Origin of the sequence: Olleya sp. AS48, from assembly GCF_038900355.1 — a bacterium.
In the GTDB taxonomy this organism is placed as follows: domain Bacteria; phylum Bacteroidota; class Bacteroidia; order Flavobacteriales; family Flavobacteriaceae; genus Olleya.
Genome location: NZ_JBBMRD010000010.1, coordinates 98,249 through 114,316 on the forward strand (window position 1 = coordinate 98,249; position 16,068 = coordinate 114,316).

Here is a 16,068-nt window from a genome sequence, read left to right on the forward strand (position 1 = left end):
TCCTTTTTTTTATGCAATTTTGTGAAACTTTTAGAATTATGAAATATCAAAGATTAAAAAAAGCTCTGATCTTATTAGAGGATGGCACCATTTTTCATGGAAAAGCTGTTGGAAAAGAAGGAACAGCATTTGGAGAAATTTGCTTCAACACAGGAATGACTGGATATCAAGAAATTTTTACAGATCCTTCATATTTTGGTCAACTTATGGTAACAACCAATGCTCATATTGGTAACTATGGTGTTAATGATAACGAAAACGAATCGGACTCGATTAAAATTTCGGGATTAATCTGTAAAAATTTTAGTTATGATTTTTCAAGAGTTGACTCAAACGGATCTTTAGAGGACTTTCTTAATAAGCACAATTTACTTGCAATTTCTGATGTGGATACCAGAGCCTTAGTTAGCTATATTAGAGACAATGGTGTAATGAATGCTATTATATCAACAGATGTAGATAATATAGATGGTTTAAAGCAACAGTTAGCAGATGTACCATCTATGAGTGGACTAGAGTTAGCATCAAAAGTATCTACCAAAGAGCCATATTTTATTGGTGATGAAAATGCTCCAATCAAAATAGCTGCATTAGACATAGGTATAAAAAAGAATATTTTACGTAACCTAGTTAAAAGAGAGGCTTATGTTAAAGTATTTCCTTACAATGCAACATTTGAAGATTTAAATTCATGGAATCCTGATGGATATTTCTTGTCTAATGGACCAGGTGACCCAGAACCATTGATAGAGGCTCAAGCATTAGCTAAAGAAGTCATAAAAAGAGATTTGCCATTATTTGGTATCTGCTTAGGACATCAAGTAATCGCTCTAGCTAACGGAATCTCTACTTACAAAATGCATAATGGACACAGAGGAATAAATCATCCCGTTAAAAACTTAATTACAGGTAAAGGTGAAATTACATCTCAAAACCATGGATTTGCAGTAAATAGGGAAGAGGCTGAAGCGCATCCAGACATTGAAATCACACATGTGCATTTAAACGACAATACAGTTGCAGGTTTAAAGATGAAATCTAAAAACGTGTTCTCTGTACAATATCATCCAGAAGCAAGTCCAGGACCACATGACTCATCCTATTTATTCGACCAATTTATAAGTAATATTAAAAATAATTAATATTAAAAAGACAACGATTTTAAAGTTTCGTTGTCTTTTTTATTTTACTAAAACGTTATAGATAAAATTTTATGTATTTCTATTATAAATCCTATATCTAGCTGAAAATTAAACGTTAAATTTGAAATTAATAAACTAAAATCACACACATATGAGTATTATAATTAATGTTCACGCAAGACAAATTTTTGATTCCAGAGGAAATCCAACGGTAGAAGTAGATGTTGAAACAGAAAACGGTTATGTTGGTAGAGCAGCAGTACCTTCTGGAGCTTCAACAGGAGAACATGAAGCTGTAGAGTTACGTGATGGAGGACCTAAATACATGGGTAAAGGAGTTAGTAAAGCTGTAGATAATGTAAATAATATTCTAGCTGAAGAGCTTTTAGGAGTTAATGTTTTTGAACAAAATTATGTAGATACATTAATGTGTAAAATAGATGGTACACCTAATAAATCTAAGTTAGGTGCCAATGCTATTTTAGGAGTATCTTTAGCTGTTGCTAAAGCTGCTGCTGCAGAATTAGGGATGCCATTATATAGATACATTGGAGGTGTTAGTGCAAATACATTACCAGTGCCAATGATGAATATCATTAACGGAGGATCACATAGTGATGCACCTATCGCATTTCAAGAGTTTATGGTTATGCCAGTCAAAGCCAAAAACTTTTCTCATGCATTACAAATGGGAACAGAAATTTTTCATAATCTTAAAAAAGTATTACATGACAGAGGTTTAAGTACAGCTGTAGGTGATGAAGGTGGTTTTGCACCAACTTTAGATGGTACTGAGGATGCTTTGGATACTATCGCAATAGCTGTTAAAAATGCAGGATATACGCTTGGAGACGATGTAATGATTGCTCTAGATTGTGCTGCTGCAGAATTTTATGTTAATGGAAACTACGATTATTCTAAATTTGAAGGAGAGACTGGTAAAGTACGTTCAAGTAAAGAACAAGCAGATTACTTAGCAGAATTGTCTAGAAATTACCCTATTATTTCTATTGAGGATGGTATGGATGAAAACGACTGGGAAGGTTGGAAATATTTAACTGAACAAGTTGGTGATAAAGTACAATTAGTAGGTGATGATTTATTTGTTACCAATGTAGAAAGATTATCAAGAGGAATAAAAGAAGATATAGCTAATTCTATCTTAATAAAAGTAAATCAAATTGGTACTTTAACCGAAACTATTGCTGCTGTAAATATGGCTCATAACGCAGGTTATACTTCAGTAATGTCTCATAGATCAGGAGAGACTGAGGATAATACCATTGCAGATTTAGCTGTAGCACTTAATTGTGGACAGATAAAAACAGGATCTGCATCTCGTAGTGATCGTATGGCTAAATACAACCAATTACTTCGTATTGAAGAAGAATTAGGAGAAGTAGCATACTATCCAAAAGATAAAGCATTCAAGATTAAAAGATAAGTAATTTACTATTCTAAATACAAAGCCTTTCAGCGTAAGTTGAAAGGCTTTTTTAGTTTTATTCATATTGATAAATTAAACCTATATTAAAATTGTTAAAACCATTATAAATACCCTTTCTAAATCGTTATAGTTTTTGTAAATTTACAATTCTAATAAACATACATTAAATCAATATACATGTCAAATAAAGCAACGCTTGAAATTAATGGAGAAAAACACGAATTTCCCTTAATTGTAGGTACTGAAAATGAAATAGGAATAGATATCAAAAATCTTAGAGCTGTTACAGGTGGTGTGACAACTATTGATCCAGGTTATAAAAATACAGGATCATGTGAGAGTGCTATTACTTTTTTAGATGGAGAAAAAGGAATTTTAAGATACAGAGGTTATTCTATTGAAGAATTAGCTGAAAAAGCAGATTTCCTTGAGGTAGCGTTTTTATTAATTTTTGGTGAATTACCAACTAAAGAGCAACTTAGTAAATTTGAAAAAGATATTAAGGAGCAGTCAGTTGTTGATGACGATGTAAAGAAAATTTTAGATGCATTTCCTAAGTCAGCACATCCAATGGGTGTCCTTTCTTCTTTAACAAGTGCTTTAACAGCATTTAACCCTTCATCGGTAAACGTAGACTCAGAAGAGGATATGTACAATACTGTATGTAAAATTATGGGTAAATTTCCGGTGTTAGTAGCATGGACAATGCGTAAGCAGAAAGGTTTACCATTAGATTATGGAGATGATAACTTAGGATATGTTGAAAACATCCTTAAAATGATGTTTAAAAAACCTAATCAGGACTATACACAAAATCCAATCCTAGTTAATGCTTTAGATAAGTTATTAATTTTACATGCAGATCATGAGCAAAACTGTTCTACATCTACAGTTAGAATAGTAGGATCATCTCACGCAGGTTTATTTGCATCTTTATCTTCAGGTATTTCAGCACTTTGGGGACCATTACATGGTGGAGCAAACCAAGCAGTTTTAGAGATGCTTGAAGCAATTAAGGAAGATGGTGGAGACACTAAAAAATATATGGCTAAAGCTAAGGATAAAGAAGATCCTTTCCGTTTAATGGGCTTTGGACACAGGGTATATAAAAACTTTGATCCAAGAGCAAAAATCATTAAAAAAGCTGCTGATGAAGTTTTAGGAGATTTAGGAATCGATGATCCTGTATTAGATATTGCTAAAGGATTAGCAGAAGAAGCTTTAAGCGATTCATATTTTGTAGATCGTAAATTATATCCAAACGTAGATTTCTATTCTGGTATTATTTATAGAGGTATGGGAATCCCAACAGAAATGTTTACCGTTATGTTCGCTTTAGGACGTTTACCAGGTTGGATTGCACAATGGAAAGAAATGCGTAACCGTAAGGAGCCAATTGGACGTCCAAGACAAATATATATTGGAGAAAACTTAAGGTCTTTCAAATCAATTTCTGAAAGATAGATTTCAATTATTAATATTAAAAAAAGCTTCATAAATCATTATGGAGCTTTTTTATATCTTTACTTTATGTTAAAACTAAACGTAAAAAACGAAACCTCTAGATTAAGAGCAGTCGTTTTAGGAACAGCAGTTAGTAATGGTCCAACACCAAAACTAGAAGAAGCATACGACCCAAAATCGTATTTGCATATCAAAGCAGGTACTTACCCAATTGAAGCAGATATGGTCAATGAAATGGAGTCTGTAGCTAAGATTTTTGAAAAATACGATGTAAAAGTTTACAGACCAGAATTAATAAAGGATTGCAATCAGATTTTTGCTAGAGATATTGCTTTTGTAATTGATGATGTTTTTGTAAAAGCAAACATACTACCCGAAAGAGAAAATGAATTAGATGCTATTCAATACTTAATTGATACAATAGATCCTAAAAAAGTGATACGTCCACCAGTGGAAGTACACATCGAAGGAGGAGACGTAATGCTATGCAACGACTATATCTTTATTGGAACTTATAGAGGTGACGATTATTCAGACTATATCGTAGCTAGAACAAATCAAGCAGGAGTAGATTATATAACACAACAGTTTCCGCATAAAAAAGTTAAAAGTTTTGATTTAAATAAATCGCAAACCAATGCTTATGATAATGCATTGCATTTAGATTGTTGTTTTCAACCAATAGGCACTAATAAAGCAATTTTACATAAAGAAGGTTTTAGAGACCAAACTGAGTATGAATGGTTGTTAAATTACTTTGGAAAAGACAATTGTTTTATTATTTCTAAAGAAGAAATGTTTAATATGAATAGTAATATTTTTAGTATTTCTGAAGATGTTATTATTTCAGAAAAAAACTTTATTAGACTTAATACTTGGTTGCGCGACAAAGGATTTACAGTTGAAGAAGTACCTTATGCCGAAATAGCAAAACAAGAAGGTTTACTAAGATGCAGTACAATGCCTTTAATTAGGGATTAAAAGACAATATTTATAAATAAAAAGCCTCTTTAATTAAAAGAGGCTTTTTTTTTATTTTTAGTAAAATAGATATTATGGATTTGTAGACCATAACGCAGCACTTTTAAGCATTGCTCTTCTAGGTAATTTTAATCCAGCTACAATTAATTCGGCAAAATCATCTGGTTGTAAAACACTATCTTCAGAGTTTTTATCTGCAATGCCTAAGTTAATAGACATATCTGAAGCTATAGTACTTGGTGTCAAAGTACAAACTCTAATGTTATTTTTTCTAACCTCTTTCATTAAGGACTCAGACATACCAATCACAGCAAATTTTGATGCAGAATAGGCAGACGTGTTAGCGTTACCATTTAATCCAGCAGTTGATGATATATTAATGATATCTCCTTCGTTTTGGTTTATTAAATATGGTAAAACCTCTTTAGTGACGTAATACATTCCCATGACGTTGGTTTGAATAATTTTACTCCATTGGTCAACCTCCATGTCATTTAAAGATCCAAAAGCAGCTATTCCTGCATTGTTAACTAAAATGTCTACTTTTCCTAATTGGTCTATAATAGTTTTGATTCCGGTTTTAACAGCCTCGTAATTACCTACATCAAAAACAGCATAAATTGCATTGACACCTAATGCTTTTAATTGGGTTACGGTTTCCTGCAAGTCTGCTTCATTTCTTCCAGTAATTGCAACATCAATCCCTTCTTTAGCAAAAGCAATAGCAGTAGCTTTACCTAAACCTTTACTTCCTCCTGTAATTATTGCTTTTCTATTTTTTAAATGTTCCATAATTGTTTTAGTATCTATATGTTTTTATAATGTTTATCTAGCCTCATAAAATTATAGAGACTATTATAAGAGTTAACGAAATTATAGGATTTTTTTCAGAAAGTCAAACTAAAACGAAACTCTAAAACTAAGATTTGGTGTTATCCCTAATGATGTGTTTTCAATAGTAGTGACTTGATTATTATCAATAGTATAATAGGTATTTAGTATATTTTCTCTGTTAAGAATATTCCATACCGACGCTCCAATAACAGCTTTATTTTCGCCTAATTTAAATTGATATGTAGCAGATAGGTCTGCTCTAATATAGGAGCTTAACCTACTACTGTTTGGTGCATTATAATTAATAGTGTTATTAATTATAGGCGTATTGTCATTGACTTGCGTGTAAGGTTTACCAGAATGCCAATTGACACCAAAAGCTAATTTTAGTTGTTGCCAACTATACGTACTACCATAATTAATTTGATGTTTTATATCAAAATTACTAGGGAAAGCGTTACTGTTATTTAAGTCTTTAAACGTATAATTATTATTGCTATAACTATAGCCTATCCACGTACTAAAACGATTAATTTGTTTGTTAACTAATACATCAATACCCTTAACATTATAACCTCCATTAACATTAATAAATTGATATTGATTTTGCAATCCTTGACTTCGGGTAGTCACGCCATTAACCGTTTTATAATAGCCTTCAATACTTAATAATAATTTGTTTTTATTATAAGTTAGCCCTAAACCTAACTGCTTACTTTTTTGAATTGGAATGGTATTATTGTTAGCCAAAACCCATCGACGCTTTTCTACACCTAAAAAGTCGTTTTGTAAATCTATTAACTGTGAAGTGGTTTGACTTTTATATTCACCTGAAAGTTCGGCTCTAAAATGTTTTAAAAAGCGTTGACTAATATGTAACCTTGGTTCTAACACACCTATTTTAAAATTTTTGAAGTAATTATGACGAAACCCTAGTTTAATTAAAGATTTTTTGTTTTTGGATTGTAATATCGTTTCGGCATAGACACTATGTGCAGTTAAGTTTCGCTTTAGGTTAACATCTAAAAAAGAGTCATTTGTTTCTTCTAAATTACTTACCGAAACTTCGTTAAATTGATAACCTCCATTAATTGAAAAATAGGTATTAAAATCATAGTAAGCATCAATATTAAAACCAGTATCAACTACTTTATTTTCTTGTATTAAACGTTGGTTATTTGCCATATCATAATCCGAAGATCTTAAATCGTAATTTGAGTAATACCCTTTAATTGTGGTGTTGAATTTGTTATTCCAAATATGTTGATATTGTATAGCAGATGCTCTGTTTTGTTGTTTTAGTTGATTACTGTTATTTACTGAGGCATCACTATTTGAGGACTCCTCAAAATCTAGTTGATTAAATACATTTAATAATGTAAAACGTAATTTATCTTTTTCTGTAATATTGTGTAAGAGTTTTAATGAGATATCACTAAACCTAAAGGTTTGGTTGTCTTTAAACGAATGTTCTGTGTTAGACACTTCAGAGTCCTGAAACACACGTTTAAAATATTGATTATACGTTGGTGTATTTAGTATATCAGTAATAGCGCGTCTAGTTGCTAATTGTAGTTGTGTTTTTGGTGTTAATGGTATAATAGCAAAACCATCTGCAGTAATCATATTTATGCCTATTCCAGCGCTAAAATCGGCATCTATATTATCCGATAATTTCATGTCAATCATACTACTAATTCCGTCACCAAATCGTGCGCTTGTTCCATTTTTTATTACAGAGACATGTTTTGTTAAATACGGATTAAAAGCCGAGATTAATCCAAAAAAGTGTCCTGATTGATACATTTTTATTCCATCATATAAAATAAGGTTTTGATCATGTGTTCCTCCTCTAACATTAATATTAGATACGGTTTCATCTACACTTAAAACACCAGGTATGGCTTGTATGGTTTGTAATATATCAGGTTCAATTAAACCAGGTAAAATTTCAAAGGATTTTGGTGATATGGTTATATGACCAGATTTGTTTTTGTCAATACCAGTGGTTAAGTAATTAGAGATAGTAATTTCGTCTAATTTTTGAAAAGAAAAACCATTTATATTGCCTGTAACGGTAATAAAATGGTCGTCTAATTTGTTGAATTTTATATCAGTTTGGAGTTCTATTTTTGATAACATATCATCCAAAGAATCCTTGCTGTCAAACGTCACAAAAACACCCTTAATTACTTTGTCTGCATAAGAAAAACTAACTTTATACTGATACTCTATTGTAGATAGGACATCTAATAAAGGGAGTTTTTTAGTTTGGGCATAAAAAGAAAAGCTAAAGGCTAATGCAATAATTAATAATAGAGTCTTTTTTAACGATTTATTCACGCGTTAAAATAATGGTTTTGTTAACTTTTTTATAGCGTAATTGTAGTGGTTGTGTTATGGACTGTAATGCAATATTAATGTCATTGTGTGTAAACTTACCCGAAAACAATTCGTCTTGTTTAATCGTTTTAGCATCAATCTTTACATTATACTGTCTTTCAAACTCGTCTAAAACTTCGCTTAAAGGTACGCTAATAAAACTACTTAGACTGTTTAGCCAATCTGGTTTTTTTGCATTTAAAGTTAACCGCTCAATAGGCTTATTGTTAATTATTAAAAAGGAATCTCCTGCTTTTAATTTTGTTTCAGCACTGTTAAAAGTTACATTAACTAAGCCTTCATAGCAAGTAACTTCAAAATAATTTTGACGTTGCTTAACATTAAATTCTGTTCCCAAAACGGTTACTATTCCTGATGTTGTAACAACATTAAAGGAGCTTCCTTTTTTAACTTTAAAAAAGGCTTCGCCTTCTAATTTAAGACTGCGTGTATTGTCTGCCCATTGTTTTGGATTATAGGTGATTTTAGATAACGCATTTAAATTAACTTCAGAGTTGTCAGGTAGTTGGATTAATGACTTTTCTGCATAATATGTGTTAATAGTGGTGTCTAACGTTGTGGTATAATAATAGGCGCCAAAACATATTGCTAAAATAGCTGCAATTTTAAGTAAAGGAGATAGCCAATTAGTTTGTCTTTTTGGTGGTTGTTCAATACTGGTAAGAATTGTTTTTAAAGCCTGGTCAGTGTTAAGCTCTGGCGCTTTAAACCCTTGACTGTAATTAGATAATTTTACTATAGCCTCATAGTCCTCAAGCGCTTTAAACGCTTCAAGTTCTTGAGGAGTTAGGTCGTTGTCCAACCATTTTAATATTAGTACTTCTTTATTCATAACTTTAATCTAACTATATAACAAGACCATCCGGAAAATTCCTACCCTTAGGTAAAAAAATAAAATTTATAACCCATCTATCTCTTGTCTTAATTTTTTTAAGGCACCATAAATGCGTTTTTCTACAGCTTTGGTACTAATGTCCAAAAGTGCAGCAATTTCTTTAAAACGTTTACCTTCCACACGATTCATTAAAAAGGCAACCCGTTGAGCCTCAGTTAAATTAGCTATAGCTTTTTCTAGCTTTTTACGGTATTCATCTTCCTCCATTAAAAATTCTGGAGATACATTTGTTTGATGTGTTGTTTTTGTCTGTTGGTGTTTTAGGACTACTTTTTGGTGTGCAACCTCATTTAGCATTAAGTTGTTTGCAATTGTAAAAACATAACTTTTAGCTTTCTCAGGACTTACTTTTTTACAATTTTCCCACAGCTTTATAAAAGCTTCTTGGGTTTTGTCTTCGGGATTTAAGCGGTCTCCAAACTTGTAATATAAAAAGCTATGTAAGCTTTTTGAGTGCTTTTTAAAAAATGCCTCGAATCGGGATTTATCACAAATATTTTTATATAACTGTTTTGACATAATTTTATTAAAGTACTACAAAATAGGACTATTTTTTTTGATAATTAGGTAGGTATTTTAAATAAACAACTGTTTTATACTTGAAACCATGTAAAACATATACTGACTACTAGTGTATTAAAAATGTAATATTAATGAAAATTAAACAACCTCTTTTTGGAATATTACTAGTGTTTGGCTTGTTTTTTAATTGTCAAAATGAAACTATTAATAGTGTTGATCAACAAAGTGAAACACTTGAGTATAACTCTACATTATTCAATTTAATTAGCACAATTGCATTGGATGAAGACATTAATTGTATGGATTTTGAATATCCATTGACTGTTTCCATTTATGAGGCAGATTTCCAGTTAGCAGATATCGTAACTATAGATAATGATGACGCATTATATTTGTTTTTGCAAACTTTAGACACCTCTATTGTAGCTAGTTTAAACTTTCCTATCACCATGGTTTTACCTGATGAGCAACAAATTGTAGTAAATTCTAATCAAGCCTTACAATCTATTATAACCTTAGAGGGTAGTAGTTGCGACAGTGTCAATTCTTGTACCCAAACAGCTATAGCTAATTATTTAATGGATTGTGATCAGTTGCCAACAATAAATGGGCTTTCACCTAACTTGACCCATTTTAATTTTCAGGAAGATAATAACATAACTGTTTTATATGAAGGCGATATGTTATTTAATGGTGCTTGGGATATTACGACTATAGAAGGGAATGTGTATGTGTTTATTACAATTAGCGGATTAGACAATTATAATGGACAGTGGGAAGTTGTACAATGTGAATCAGAACAATTAGTTTTAGAACAGGAAGATTTAGAACTAATATTGACCCAAAATTGCAGTCCTAACCCATTTAGCTGTTTTGAAGATATAAATCTCACTATTTGTGATGCGGATGGAGATTTAATAGAGACGTTTAATTTAGATGAATTTTATCAAGATTGCGATCAAAGTAATGTTGGTATTAGTTATCATATATCTTATGATGATGCTGTTATTAACGCCAATTCATTGACATCGACCTTTACAAATGTTACAAATCCGCAGACCATTTATGTTAGGGTAGCGCAATATAGTAATCCAGATATATATCAAATATTTACAATAGTTATAACGGTTGAAGACTGCACATAATTAAATAATCACATAATTATATTATAGTCATTAGATAGTCTAACTATTAAAAATTTAGTTTTAATTAAGTTAATTATTATCATGTTTAAAAGGTTGCTAATTTTAGTAGCCTTTTTTTATGGAATTATTTATATATGAAACTTCGTAAATACGCTTCAAATTGCTATTTTTGTGCTTCTTAAAAACAGAAAAAATTATGTTTAATAATTTAAGCGAAAAGTTAGATAAAGCGTTACACGTACTAAAAGGACATGGTAGCATTACAGAAGTAAACGTTGCCGAAACCCTAAAAGAAGTACGTAGAGCACTTTTAGATGCCGATGTTAACTTTAAAATTGCTAAAGAATTTACTAATAGAGTAAAAGTAAAAGCACTAGGTCAAAACGTATTAACAACGTTACAACCAGGACAATTAATGGTTAAAATCGTTAAAGACGAATTAACTGAATTAATGGGAGGAGATGTAGAAGGCATAAACATGTCTGGTACACCAACTATTATATTAATGTCTGGTTTACAAGGATCTGGTAAAACTACTTTTTCTGGTAAATTAGCCAACTTTTTAAAAACCAAAAAAACTAAAAAACCTTTATTAGTTGCATGTGACGTTTATCGTCCAGCAGCTGTTGATCAGTTACACGTTGTAGGAGATCAAATAAAAGTTGATGTTTATAGTGATAAAGGAAACACAGATCCAGTAGCTATTGCACAAGCAGGTATTGCACATGCAAAGCAAAATGGACATAACGTCGTTATTATTGATACAGCTGGTCGTTTAGCTGTGGATGAAGCGATGATGAAAGAAATTTCTAACATTCACAAAGCAATACAACCACAAGAAACATTATTTGTAGTAGACTCTATGACAGGTCAAGATGCTGTAAATACAGCAAAAGCCTTTAATGATGTTTTAAACTTTGATGGTGTTATCTTAACAAAATTAGATGGAGATACACGTGGTGGAGCAGCAATATCTATTAAATCTGTAGTAAATAAACCAATTAAGTTTATTGGTACAGGAGAGAAGATGGAAGCGATTGATGTATTCTATCCTTCTCGTATGGCAGATCGTATTCTTGGAATGGGAGATGTTGTCTCTTTAGTAGAACGAGCTCAGGAACAATTTGATGAGGTAGAAGCTAGAAAATTACAAAAGAAAATCGCTAAAAATCAATTTGGTTTTGACGACTTCTTAAAGCAAATTCAGCAAATCAAGAAAATGGGTAATATGAAAGACCTTATTGGAATGATTCCTGGTGCTGGAAAAATGATGAAAGATATAGATATAGACGACGATGCTTTTAAAGGTATCGAAGCTATTATCCACTCGATGACAGTTAAAGAGCGTACTAATCCATCTATTATTGATGCTAGTCGTAAAAAACGAATTGGTAAAGGATCTGGTACTTCGGTTCAAGAAGTTAACCAATTACTTAAGCAATTTGATCAAATGAGTAAGATGATGAAAATGATGCAAGGTGGAAAAGGAAAAGCAATGATGAATGCAATGAAAAACATGAGGTAACTCATGTTTTTTTATTTTATATAATTAACTAACACACACAACTATAAAATATGACAATTCTAGACGGTAAAAAAGTCAGTAACGATATTAAAAACGAAATCAAAGCTGAAGTCGACAAGATGAAAGCTAATGGCGAAAAAGTTCCTCATTTAGCAGCAGTTATTGTAGGTAACGATGGAGCAAGTTTGACTTACGTAGGAAGTAAGGTTAGAGCTTGTGAGCGTGTTGGTTTTGAATCTACTATGGTTAGATTGTCTAATACAACCAGTGAAGTTGAATTGTTAGATAAAATTGACGAGCTTAATAATAATCCTGATATTGATGGCTTTATTATTCAGTTACCATTACCAGACCAAATAGATACACAAAAAGTTTTAATGGCTGTGCATCCAGATAAGGATGTGGATGGGTTTCATCCAATGAATTTTGGTAAAATGGCATTAGACATGTCTACCTTTATCCCAGCAACACCATTTGGTATTTTAGAATTATTAGACAGATATAACGTAGACACTAAAGGTAAGCACACAGTGGTTATTGGTCGTTCTCATATTGTTGGTCGTCCTATGAGTATTTTAATGGGTCGTAAAGGGTTTCCTGGTAACAGTACAGTAACTTTAACACATAGTCACACTAAAAATATTACACAAATTACAAGTCAAGCAGACATTATAATTTCTGCGTTAGGTGTACCAAACTTTTTAAAAGCAGAAATGGTAAAAGATGATGCTGTTATTATAGATGTAGGTATTACTAGAGTTCCGGACGACACTAAAGAAAGAGGTTACCGTATTACTGGTGATGTTGATTTTGAAAATGTTAGCAAAAAAGCTAGTCACATCACACCTGTTCCTGGTGGAGTAGGACCAATGACTATAGCCATGTTATTAAAAAACACCTTATTAGCTAGAGAACGTCACAGAAAATCTAATAAAAATTAATTACTTATTTTTAAACCTGAAATTAATCATTTCAGGTTTTTTTATGCAAATACTATCTCGTGTTCAGTTTGGAAGTTTAGAGCATCTTCTGCCAATAGTTGTGGCTGTAATTTTGTGTTGGTTTTTATTTTATCAAATCAAAACACAATCAGATCATCTAAAGTTTAAAGTATTTAAAGGCTTAGGTATTTTTGTATCTGCTTTTATGGCTATTTTTCATTTGTATAAAATTGGACAAGGCGGTTACAGTTTACAAACAGATTTACCCTTGTTTTTATGTAGCTTTATGGCTTTGTTTATTTTTATATTCACTTTAACAAGACGATTTTTACTCTTCGAAATCTTATTTTTTTGGACCATAGTAGGTACGTCTCAAGGCGTTATTACACCAGATATTGAGGTAGGTTTTCCTAGTTATGATTATGTAAGGTATTGGATCGTTCATCTTGGACTTTTAACAATTATAGCCTATGCTATAGTGGTCTTAAAAATGCGACCAAAATTTAAAAGTGTATTTAAATCTTTTGTAGTACTGCAGGTTTATGTTTTGATAATTATGGTAATTAACTACCTGTTGGATGCCAACTATTCTTATTTAAATAATAAACCACTTTCTGGATCAGTACTGGATTTGTTGGGTGATTGGCCAAACTATGTAATTGTAGTCCAATTAGCTTTATTACCATTGTTTTTGCTGATTTACTTACCTTTTTTTTGGTCTAACAAATATTATAAGACAAAAAACAACAATAACAACATATATTAATATTACTTAAAATGAAAAATTTATTATTTATTATACTATTGATAATGGGCACAATAGGGTGTAGCACAAAACAATGAACTGACTATCGAGGAATTTGAATCAATAGAAATTGGTGATGTATTATTTACTGATATTAAAAACACTAATGGAAATGAGACGTTGTTAACACATGTATTGTGTCCTGATATTACTTTTTTTGACAATAATGATGATTCAAATGGAGAAGGAACAAAAAAAGTATTGGTTAATTCAAGTTTAGAATTTGTTTTTACTAATATAAACTCAGATGAATTTAATCCCGAGTTATTCTATTTAAAAACAAATTCTATTGAAATAAAAAGTATTAGCATAAGTATAAATAATCACTATTCTATTCTAGGAGGTCCACTTCAAATTAGAAATAATACTGATGGCACAAAATCTATTATATACACTAAACCGTCTGGTGATTGTTGTGCATTTGTTTTAGAAACAAACGAGTCTGGATTTATAACAAAAACCGAATATTTTGTTTGGACTTAAAATACTAACCACTTTAACAATTATTAAAACTGACAATTTTTATAGTCAGTTTTGGTTAAGTTTAAATGTATAAAAAAGACCTCACAGGTTTTTAAAATCTGTGAGGTCTAAATTTTATAATACTAGTTGGGTTTGCCTTGACTAAAGCCAGTGAAATTTATTTTGCAAACAACTGTGACTGATCTCTAAATGTTTTAAACTCTAAAGCATTACCAGAAGGGTCCTTGAAAAACATTGTTTTTTGCTCGCCAACTAAACCTTCAAATCTTACATAAGGTTCAATAATAAACTGAATATTTTTATTTTTTAAGTGTGCTTCAAATTCCGCGAAAGCGTCCCAATCTAAAACCACACCAAAATGTGGTACTGGTACGTGTTTACCATCCACTTGGTTAGCAGTTTCAACGTCGTTAGTTTTTGCTTTATAATGTATTACTAACTGGTGACCAAAAAAGTTAAAGTCTACCCATTGGTCGCTACTTCTTCCTTCTTCGCAGTTTAAAATATCTCTGTAAAACTCGCGACAGTCCTGTAAATTGTGAACAGGAATGGCTAAATGAAAAGGTGATACTCTACTCATTATTTAATGGTCTTTGCGTCTGTTTCTTATTGGTCGCTCACGATTAGGTCGCTCTCCTTTAAACGATTCTCTACTTGGTTGATCTTTTGGTTTGGCTCTGTCTTTAGTTGGTGCCTCTTTAACAGGTCTACCAGATCTAGAGGGACTGTCTTTTGCTGTTTTAGCTTCGTGTATCTTGGTCGAATCCTCTAAAAGCAAATGCAGTGTTTTTAACTCTTTTTCTGTAAATTCTCTGTATTCTCCAACAGGAACATCCAACTTAATATTCATGATTCTAACACGTCTTAATGAGGTTACTTCATAGGTTAAATATTCGCACATACGTCTAATCTGTCTATTTAAACCTTGTGTTAAAATAATCCTGAAGGTATGTGAGTCTATTTTTTTAACCGAACATTTTTTAGTCGTACGATCTAAATCTTCTAGATAAATACCACTTGCCATTCTGTTTATAAAGGTTTGTGATATTGGTTTGTCTACAGTAACAATATATTCTTTGTCATGATTGTTACTAGCACGTAAAATTTTGTTTACAATATCACCATCGTCAGTCATAAAAATTAATCCATCACTTAACTTATCTAAACGTCCAATAGGAAAAATACGTTTTGGATAGTTTATGTAATCTATAATATTGTCTTTTTCAACAGAGGTATCTGTAGTACATACAATACCTACAGGTTTGTTAAAAGCAAGGTAAATTGGCTTGTCAGTATTGTTTTTAATAATTTCACCATCTACAGCAACAACATCATTTGGACTTACTTTTGTGCCCATTTCTGGTACAACGCCATTAATTGTAACACGTCCAGCATCAATTAATTTATCACCTTCACGACGCGAGCAAAAACCAGCTTCGCTAAGGTATTTATTAAGTCTTGTTAATTTTTCTTCCAAAATA

At 31.5% G+C, this 16,068-nt stretch carries 15 protein-coding genes; 9 read left to right on the top strand and 6 right to left on the bottom strand.

From position 1 onward, the window contains the following. The first annotated feature begins 38 nt into the window (after positions 1-38). The 4 genes from carA (at position 39) to WNY60_RS12720 (ending at position 5,034) form a co-directional block, all read left to right on the top strand. The gene (carA, locus tag WNY60_RS12705; RefSeq protein WP_342862574.1) at positions 39-1,142 is read left to right on the top strand and encodes a glutamine-hydrolyzing carbamoyl-phosphate synthase small subunit; all 1,104 of its coding nucleotides are present in this window, start codon (positions 39-41) and stop codon (positions 1,140-1,142) included. 151 nt (positions 1,143-1,293) lie between these two features. Beyond that, a complete protein-coding gene (gene eno, locus WNY60_RS12710) occupies positions 1,294-2,586 on the top strand; it encodes a phosphopyruvate hydratase (RefSeq protein ID WP_099570092.1) in 1,293 nt (430 codons plus the stop codon). 180 nt (positions 2,587-2,766) lie between these two features. Further along, the gene (locus tag WNY60_RS12715) at positions 2,767-4,053 is read left to right on the top strand and encodes a citrate synthase (protein WP_145000881.1); all 1,287 of its coding nucleotides are present in this window, start codon (positions 2,767-2,769) and stop codon (positions 4,051-4,053) included. 66 nt (positions 4,054-4,119) lie between these two features. Next, on the top strand, positions 4,120-5,034 hold the full coding sequence (locus WNY60_RS12720) for an arginine deiminase family protein (RefSeq protein WP_342862576.1): 915 nt from the start codon (positions 4,120-4,122) through the stop codon (positions 5,032-5,034). A 72-nt stretch (positions 5,035-5,106) separates the two neighbouring features. Here WNY60_RS12720 and WNY60_RS12725 read toward each other — a convergent pair whose 3' ends face one another. From WNY60_RS12725 to WNY60_RS12740, 4 genes are all read right to left on the bottom strand, one after another. Beyond that, on the bottom strand, positions 5,107-5,826 hold the full coding sequence (locus WNY60_RS12725; protein WP_028283901.1) for a 3-ketoacyl-ACP reductase: 720 nt from the start codon (positions 5,824-5,826) through the stop codon (positions 5,107-5,109). A 108-nt stretch (positions 5,827-5,934) separates the two neighbouring features. Then, entirely contained in the window at positions 5,935-8,211 is a 2,277-nt protein-coding gene (locus WNY60_RS12730) for a TonB-dependent receptor plug domain-containing protein (RefSeq protein WP_339808454.1), read from the bottom strand. Continuing rightward, positions 8,204-9,103, bottom strand: coding sequence for a FecR domain-containing protein (locus WNY60_RS12735; protein ID WP_342862578.1), 900 nt, complete (start codon positions 9,101-9,103; stop codon positions 8,204-8,206). The genes WNY60_RS12730 and WNY60_RS12735 overlap by 8 nt, the downstream gene beginning before the upstream one ends. Positions 9,104-9,169: 66 nt before the next feature. Further along, positions 9,170-9,685, bottom strand: coding sequence for a sigma-70 family RNA polymerase sigma factor (locus tag WNY60_RS12740; protein ID WP_342862579.1), 516 nt, complete (start codon positions 9,683-9,685; stop codon positions 9,170-9,172). A 134-nt stretch (positions 9,686-9,819) separates the two neighbouring features. On the opposite strand from WNY60_RS12740, the gene WNY60_RS12745 reads away from it, so the two are divergent. The 5 genes from WNY60_RS12745 (at position 9,820) to WNY60_RS12765 (ending at position 14,587) form a co-directional block, all read left to right on the top strand. Continuing rightward, complete coding sequence (locus WNY60_RS12745) at positions 9,820-10,833, top strand: hypothetical protein (RefSeq protein ID WP_342862580.1); 1,014 nt, start codon at positions 9,820-9,822, stop codon at positions 10,831-10,833. Positions 10,834-11,029: 196 nt separating this feature from the next. Next, on the top strand, positions 11,030-12,358 hold the full coding sequence (gene ffh / locus WNY60_RS12750) for a signal recognition particle protein (RefSeq protein ID WP_342862581.1): 1,329 nt from the start codon (positions 11,030-11,032) through the stop codon (positions 12,356-12,358). 50 nt (positions 12,359-12,408) lie between these two features. Continuing rightward, entirely contained in the window at positions 12,409-13,299 is an 891-nt protein-coding gene (locus WNY60_RS12755) for a bifunctional 5,10-methylenetetrahydrofolate dehydrogenase/5,10-methenyltetrahydrofolate cyclohydrolase (protein WP_028283907.1), read from the top strand. 43 nt (positions 13,300-13,342) lie between these two features. Beyond that, the gene (locus WNY60_RS12760; protein ID WP_342862582.1) at positions 13,343-14,065 is read left to right on the top strand and encodes a TIGR02206 family membrane protein; all 723 of its coding nucleotides are present in this window, start codon (positions 13,343-13,345) and stop codon (positions 14,063-14,065) included. A 159-nt stretch (positions 14,066-14,224) separates the two neighbouring features. After that, complete coding sequence (locus WNY60_RS12765; protein WP_342862583.1) at positions 14,225-14,587, top strand: hypothetical protein; 363 nt, start codon at positions 14,225-14,227, stop codon at positions 14,585-14,587. A gap of 157 nt (positions 14,588-14,744) precedes the next feature. Here the strand turns inward: WNY60_RS12765 and WNY60_RS12770 are convergent, their stop codons facing one another. After that, positions 14,745-15,167 (bottom strand): VOC family protein, encoded by a 423-nt coding sequence (locus WNY60_RS12770; RefSeq protein ID WP_342862584.1) that lies wholly within the window; start codon positions 15,165-15,167, stop codon positions 14,745-14,747. 3 nt (positions 15,168-15,170) lie between these two features. After that, complete coding sequence (gene rluF, locus WNY60_RS12775) at positions 15,171-16,064, bottom strand: 23S rRNA pseudouridine(2604) synthase RluF (protein ID WP_342862586.1); 894 nt, start codon at positions 16,062-16,064, stop codon at positions 15,171-15,173. Positions 16,065-16,068: the final 4 nt, after the last annotated feature.

Bases quoted from the DNA above. Each gene is read 5' to 3' on its own strand.
- carA (WP_342862574.1), top strand. From the start codon at position 39: ATGAAATATCAAAGATTAAAAAAAGCTCTGATCTTATTAGAGGATGGC.
- eno (WP_099570092.1), top strand. From the start codon at position 1,294: ATGAGTATTATAATTAATGTTCACGCAAGACAAATTTTTGATTCCAGA.
- WNY60_RS12715 (WP_145000881.1), top strand. From the start codon at position 2,767: ATGTCAAATAAAGCAACGCTTGAAATTAATGGAGAAAAACACGAATTT.
- WNY60_RS12720 (WP_342862576.1), top strand. From the start codon at position 4,120: ATGTTAAAACTAAACGTAAAAAACGAAACCTCTAGATTAAGAGCAGTC.
- WNY60_RS12725 (WP_028283901.1), bottom strand. From the start codon at position 5,826: ATGGAACATTTAAAAAATAGAAAAGCAATAATTACAGGAGGAAGTAAA.
- WNY60_RS12735 (WP_342862578.1), bottom strand. From the start codon at position 9,103: ATGAATAAAGAAGTACTAATATTAAAATGGTTGGACAACGACCTAACT.
- WNY60_RS12740 (WP_342862579.1), bottom strand. From the start codon at position 9,685: ATGTCAAAACAGTTATATAAAAATATTTGTGATAAATCCCGATTCGAG.
- WNY60_RS12745 (WP_342862580.1), top strand. From the start codon at position 9,820: ATGAAAATTAAACAACCTCTTTTTGGAATATTACTAGTGTTTGGCTTG.
- ffh (WP_342862581.1), top strand. From the start codon at position 11,030: ATGTTTAATAATTTAAGCGAAAAGTTAGATAAAGCGTTACACGTACTA.
- WNY60_RS12755 (WP_028283907.1), top strand. From the start codon at position 12,409: ATGACAATTCTAGACGGTAAAAAAGTCAGTAACGATATTAAAAACGAA.
- WNY60_RS12760 (WP_342862582.1), top strand. From the start codon at position 13,343: ATGCAAATACTATCTCGTGTTCAGTTTGGAAGTTTAGAGCATCTTCTG.
- WNY60_RS12770 (WP_342862584.1), bottom strand. From the start codon at position 15,167: ATGAGTAGAGTATCACCTTTTCATTTAGCCATTCCTGTTCACAATTTA.